Raw genomic sequence first — 6,000 nt, forward strand, 5'->3', positions numbered from 1 at the left:
CGGGCGGAAGGCGCTGGACCTCGGCATGCGGTTGTCGGTGTCCGTACGGCAGGTTCGCCGGTGGGAGTCGGCGTCGCCGCCGTGGCCGGGCGACGACACGCGCCGCGTACTGAACGCCATGTTCAGTGCACCGGTCGACGCTCTCGGATTCGCTCCGCCGCCCTATCTGGCCCCGGCGCCCACGACGGCCGCAGAGTCCGAACCGGAGACAGACGACGTGAATCGCCGAACCTTCGTCACCGGCACCCTTGCCGCAACCGCGCCAGGGGTGTTCGCGCCCTTGCCTTCCTCCGTCGACACGAAACTGGGGCCGCGCGTGGGGCCCGAGCACATCGCGCAGTTGCACACGTCGCTTGCCGGGCTGGACGCCATCGACGACGCGCACGGCGGAAGCGAGGTGCGGACCATCGCCGTGCGACACCTGGCGCGGGTGCGCAGGCTCATCAACACCGGCAGCTACGACGATCCGGTGGGCCACGAACTCCAATGGATGGCCGGGGAGCTCGCGGAGCGCTGCGCCTGGCTGTCCTTCGACTCCTCGCTCCTGGGTGACGCACTGGCCTTCTGGGGCGAGGCGCTGACTACGGCCGACGTTATCGCCGACGCGGAACTCAAGGTCAAAGTGCTGGCGTCCATGGCTCTGCACCACATCGCGTATGGCAGGCCCCGCGACGCGCTCAACCTGTTGCGCGCGGCGCAGCGGGTGGCCGGCCGCGACGCGTCGCCGTCACTGCGGTCGTTGCTCGCGGTCCGCGAGTCGCGTGCGTTGTTCCGTCTCGGTGACCCGTCGGGCGCGGCGGCGGCGATGGCGGGGTCGCTGCGGGTGTTGGACGATGCACCCCGAGAACCGGAACCCGGATGGCTCGCCTTCCACGGCCGCGCCGAAATCGCGTTCGCACAAGGCAGGAGCCACGCCGAGGCAGGACGCGCACAGGCCGCCGCGGCATCGGCGCGCCACGCGCTCGACCAGTGCGCCCACGGCTTCGCGCGGAACTCGACGCTGTACCGGGTCGAGCTGGCCACACGACTGATCAGCGCCGGTGAGGCGGACGAAGCGTGCGAGCACGCGCGGTTGTTGGCCGCCGAGCTTCCCGAGGTGGCGTCAGAACGGGTGCGTGAGGGCCTTCGCGGCATCGCGTACCGCCTGGACGCTGTCGACGCGGCCGAGGCCCGCGCCACGGCCGACATGATCCGTACCGCTGCGAGAGAGGCGACCACCGCATGAGCACATCCGAAACCACCGTGCCCGCTTGGACGTTGAGCCGCTACGTGGGCAGGGCCGAGGCCGAGCCGCACACGGAAGACGTTCGAGGCACCTATGCCGAGGTGTACGCCGACGAGCCGTACAACGAAGGGCCCCAAGACGTCGCCGAGTGGCTTGCGGGCACGTGGCCACGCCACATGGAGGCCGACGGGTTTGCCCTGGTCATCGCCCGGGTGCCGAACGTCGGCACGGTCGGCATGGCGTACGGGATCGCACTGCCCGCCGGGTCGCGGTGGTGGTCGGGGATGCACGAGCCCTTGCCCGCCGAGGAGATGGCCGAGGACGGACGGCGCACGTTCGCGGTGATCGAGTTCGCCATCCGGGCTCCGTACCGACGGCGCGGCCTCGGGCGGGCGATGCACGCCGCGTTGATCGGACCGTGGCGCGGAGAGCGGACGACGCTTACGGCACGGCCCGAGGCGGACGCGGCGATGGCGTTCTGGCAGGCCGAGGGATACAAGCCCCTGGGCCCGTCGAGGCCCTGGGACGCTGCACCGTTGTACGTCATGATGCGGCGTCAGGCTGACTGAGTCCAAACCCCGGACGGACAGGTGATCGAGCAAGCGGCTAGCCTCGCAGACCTCGCTCTCGGGATGGGAGTGCGTGGTGGGTTGGGACGGCCGCGAGGCGGTCGGGTACGCGCACGGCGCCACGCTTCCCGAAAGGAGCCGGTGGTGGCGTGCGACCGAACCACCGCTGTCCGCCGCTGATGCGGCCGAGGACGGTGCGCGCACCATCGTGGTGTTCGACACCGCACACGATCTCCCGCTCCCCGGAACCCGTTTGCACTAATCCGGGTGGCGGACGGGTGACCACCACGCGACCGGATCGTTGCTTCGCATGTGACTGAATCGACAAATATTCACGATCCCGAGTCCAGTCCCCCGCAGCAGACCCAGAACAACGCGATGTCCCAAGCCGATTCCGCCAGAGCCGGCGGAGTCCCCACCGCCCGTACCGCAGCCAACTCGCAAGTCCTCAAAGACACTTCAGACCGACGCCCCCAGGTCACTGATCCCCCTCCCGCCGTCTCGATGCTCCGCATCGCCCTCGCCTCCTTCTCCGGCACCGCAATCGAGTTCTACGACTTCTTCGTCTACGGCACGGCCGCCGCACTGGTCCTCGGCCCCCTCTTCTTCCCCTCCTTCTCGCCCGTCGCCGGCACCCTCGCGGCCTTCGCGACCTATGCCGTCGGCTTCGTCGCCCGCCCGCTCGGCTCCCTGCTCTTCGGCCACGTCGGCGACCGGCTCGGCCGACGCCCGGTTCTGATCACCTCCCTCCTGATGACAGGTCTGGCGACAGTCCTGGTAGGGCTGTTGCCCACGTACGCCCAAATCGGCATCGCCGCGCCGCTCCTCCTGGTCGCGCTGCGCTTCCTGCAAGGCCTCGGCCTGGGCGGCGAGTGGGGCGGCGCCGTCCTCCTCGCCACCGAGCACGCCCCCGCGCGGCGGCGCGGACTGTGGGCGAGCTTCCCGCAGACCGGGCCGTCCGTCGGATTCCTCCTCGCGAACGGCGTGATGCTCGTACTGTCCGCGACGCTGACGGACGCTCAGTTCCGTTCCTGGGGCTGGCGCATCCCCTTCTGGGCGGCCGGAGTGCTGGTCGCCGTGGGGCTGTTGCTGCGCACGTCCATGGAAGAGACCCCGGCCTTCCGGGAACTGACGGCCCAGCAGAAGACCTCCCGCGTACCGCTCGTCGAAGTCTTCCGCGACCACTGGCGCCTCGTACTCCTGACCGCGGGCGGATTGTCCGTCGGCTACGCGGTCTTCTACATGACCACCACGTGGTCCCTGCACCACGGCACCCACGACCTCGGAGTCAGCCGTACGACGATGCTCGCCTGCATCATGGCCGCCGTCGCCGTCAAAGGCGTCTGCACACCCCTCGTCGCGATGCTCGGCGACCGCTACGGCCGCAAACCGCTCTGCCTCGTCGGCACCGTGGTCGTACTCCTGTGGTCCTTCCCGCTCGTCGCGCTGCTCCAGACCGGCGAGCCCATGCTGATGATCCCCGGCTTCGTGGTCGCGATGCTCGGCTTCATCACCATGTTCGCGGTGCTCGGCGCGTACCTCCCGGAGCTGTATGAGCCGCGCGTACGCTGCACCGGCGCCTCGACCGCGTACAACCTCGGCGGAGTCCTCGGCGGCGCGCTCACCCCCATCATCGCCACCGAGCTGTCGCGCGGGAGCGGCACACCGTGGGGCGTCGCCGCGTACCTGGCCGCGATCGCGTGCGTCAGCCTGCTCTGCTTCCTGGCCCTGCCCGAGACCCGGCCCGTCCTGGCACCCGACCACCCGGATCCCGTCCCCGTGGCCGCGTAGCCGCCCCCTGACAGCCCTTGCCTTCTGCGGCTCGGATCTCCACGATCACGACATGAACGACACCCCGGAGATCCGCACCCGCAACGCCGCCACCCTGCGCGCGGCCCTGACGTCCGTCGGCGACGTCGACGCCCAGATGGCGCACTACACCGACGACACCGTCTTCGAGTTCCCGTACGCCGCCCCTCCGGCGCGCATCGAAGGCCGCCAGACCGTCGCCGACTATCTCCGGGGCGCCCTCGGCATCTTCGAGATCCGCGTCACCGTGACGAAGATCCACGAGACCGCCGACCCGGACACCCTCATCGCCGAGTTCACCAGCGAGGGCAAGGTGACGACGACCGGCAAGACGTACACGAACACCTACATCTCCGTGGTCCACTTCCGCGACGGCCTCATCGCCCACCAAAAGGAGTTCTACAACCCCAACGCCGCCACCGAAGCCCTCACCCCGGACGCCTGACCCAGCACCCGGGACGCCGGAGTGCGGCGGAGCCGCCGGGACGGGATCTCGGCGGCTCCTTCTGCACTGTGCGTTGGGGTCAGAGGACGTCGCGGAGGGGGCCGCGGTCGGTGGGGGTGCCGCCGGGAAGTAGGCGTAGGACGGTCGACTCCCCTGCTGCGTCCGGGTGTTCGTCCGGGGCGGTGGCAGCCGGGACGTGTTGCCACTCGCGGTGCCACTTCAGGTGCTGCTCCGCGTCCGCTACCAGGAGCCCGCATGCGGGGCAGCCGACCTGCGCGGCGTGTGCGGGAGTGGGTACGGGGGCGCCGTTGACGGGCGCCGCGGAGGCGGGGTTCGGCAGGCTCGGTGCGGTGGTGCCGTGGGGCGGCCCGCCGAGGGGTTCGCCGAGCGGGTCGAGGGCGTCCCGCATCGCGATCCAGCGCGGCAGCCAGACCGCCTGGATGGTGTGCGGGTCCATCCCGAGCGCGTCCAGGAAGGCCTCGGTGAACGGCCAGGACGCCTCCACGCTGCCGTTCAGCACCCGTGAGAGGGTCCCGTTCGACAGCCGCGCGCCCTTGCCGGACCGGTCGGCGATCCTCGACCGCTCGACCAGCACGCCGAACGAGGGTTCACCGGCGGCCCGGCGCACCCGTTTCAACTCGTACGCGAACGCCTGCCGAATCGCGACCGCACCCGGTTTCGGCGGCTCGGACGGTTCGGGCGGACGCGTGACTTGGTGGGCCACTTAATGCTCCTTCCCCGACTCGCCTTTTCCGCCCCGGCCCCGCCGTCCGAGTTAGCGGGCTCGGACGGCGGGGCGGGGTGGGGCGGGTCGGAACGGCCTTGCGGAATTCCCCTTGACCGGGGCGGACGATTTGTCCGGGATACTGCTGGGCCCACATCCCAGGATGCGCAGCGGGATGCAGGCAACTTTTAGGATTGCACTCGATGTCCGCTTCGCGCAAGGACACCTCGCCCCCCGGACGTGGGGCTCTTTCCCGTCGGCCACAGGGGAGCGACCGCAGATGATCTTCCAGACGCGCTCGGACGGGTCGGAAAATGATCTTCGGCGGCTCGCCATCGCGAAAACCGGGAAAATTTCGAGAAAGCACCCGGGGCATTTACGGCACAGCACAGAATGCCCGGGATTCGCGAGCGGCGGACGCCTCGGCGGCATTGCCAAGGAATCAGAGGAGGGCATCCCTGCCCAGGCACTCAAAAATCAGGTACCGAACGCCTCGCGGGCATGACAAAGGGGCCCTCTGCCGCTAAACAGAGGGCCCCTTCTTTTGCCCCGACGCCCGCCCCGGTCAAGAGAAACAAGGCCTTCGGGAACACCCGCCGTCCAAAACCACGGGTTCCTGCGCACGATCCCCCGAGCGCGGGAACGGGCGGCTCCGGGGCCTACGGGCCCCACATGGCGGCGGCGTGCGTCAACGTACGCGATGGACCCCGGCGCGTGTCGGCCGACCGGGCCGCGGCGCCATCGGGCCGTTCCGATCGCAGGGAAACGCGACGACGCCCCACCAGGGCCGTGCTTGCCTGCGCCAAGACGACCCCCTCTCCACGAAAGCCGCGGCGCACCCCGGCCGCGTCCGTATGAGCATGCATCGCCCGAGCGCCTGAGCACTACGGACCGCTCCCCGACGGCGCGCATATGCGACCCCCGTCAGGGCAAGATTCGTCCACCATTCCCGTGACTACGGGACCTTATGACTTAGAGTGTGCAACACACTCCACCAAACACACAACCCCACCTTACCCTGAATTGCTCGGGATGTGGAAAGTGGTCGCGAAATGGAACCGATGGGAACGCGACGGAACACCTCGGAACAGCTCGGAACAAGCCGGAACGACATGGAACACCACGGAACGATGCGGAATTCGAGGTCACGAAGGCCTTCGGGCTCTGACGTGATCTTTCGGAACGACCGCGCCCGGAGTCGCTGCCCCGGGGGGGGGGGGGGGGGGGG

The 6,000-nt window shown here is 69.6% G+C and carries 7 protein-coding genes; 6 read left to right on the forward strand and 1 reads right to left on the reverse strand.

All coding sequences use genetic code 11. The annotated features are described in order from the left end of the window. Positions 1-118: 118 nt before the first annotated feature. The 5 genes from ACRX5S_RS16580 (at position 119) to ACRX5S_RS16600 (ending at position 4,048) form a co-directional block, all read left to right on the forward strand. On the forward strand, positions 119-1,225 hold the full coding sequence (locus ACRX5S_RS16580; RefSeq protein WP_436773705.1) for a hypothetical protein: 1,107 nt from the start codon (positions 119-121) through the stop codon (positions 1,223-1,225). Next, on the forward strand, positions 1,222-1,794 hold the full coding sequence (locus ACRX5S_RS16585; RefSeq protein WP_436773706.1) for a GNAT family N-acetyltransferase: 573 nt from the start codon (positions 1,222-1,224) through the stop codon (positions 1,792-1,794). Before ACRX5S_RS16580 ends, ACRX5S_RS16585 begins: the two co-directional genes overlap by 4 nt. Before the next feature lie 76 nt (positions 1,795-1,870). After that, the gene (locus ACRX5S_RS16590; RefSeq protein ID WP_436773707.1) at positions 1,871-2,056 is read left to right on the forward strand and encodes a hypothetical protein; all 186 of its coding nucleotides are present in this window, start codon (positions 1,871-1,873) and stop codon (positions 2,054-2,056) included. Between the two features lie 242 nt (positions 2,057-2,298). Beyond that, complete coding sequence (locus ACRX5S_RS16595) at positions 2,299-3,585, forward strand: MFS transporter (RefSeq protein WP_436773708.1); 1,287 nt, start codon at positions 2,299-2,301, stop codon at positions 3,583-3,585. A 52-nt stretch (positions 3,586-3,637) separates the two neighbouring features. Then, positions 3,638-4,048, forward strand: coding sequence for a nuclear transport factor 2 family protein (locus tag ACRX5S_RS16600; RefSeq protein WP_436773709.1), 411 nt, complete (start codon positions 3,638-3,640; stop codon positions 4,046-4,048). A 79-nt stretch (positions 4,049-4,127) separates the two neighbouring features. Here the strand turns inward: ACRX5S_RS16600 and ACRX5S_RS16605 are convergent, their stop codons facing one another. Further along, a complete protein-coding gene (locus ACRX5S_RS16605; protein WP_436773710.1) occupies positions 4,128-4,772 on the reverse strand; it encodes a helix-turn-helix domain-containing protein in 645 nt (214 codons plus the stop codon). Positions 4,773-5,052: 280 nt separating this feature from the next. On the opposite strand from ACRX5S_RS16605, the gene ACRX5S_RS16610 reads away from it, so the two are divergent. Beyond that, positions 5,053-5,277, forward strand: a complete 225-nt coding sequence (locus tag ACRX5S_RS16610; RefSeq protein ID WP_436773711.1) for a hypothetical protein — start codon at positions 5,053-5,055, stop codon at positions 5,275-5,277. The last annotated feature ends 723 nt before the right edge of the window (positions 5,278-6,000 follow it).

The organism is Yinghuangia sp. YIM S09857 (genome assembly GCF_051388915.1).
GTDB lineage: Bacteria > Actinomycetota > Actinomycetes > Streptomycetales > Streptomycetaceae > Yinghuangia.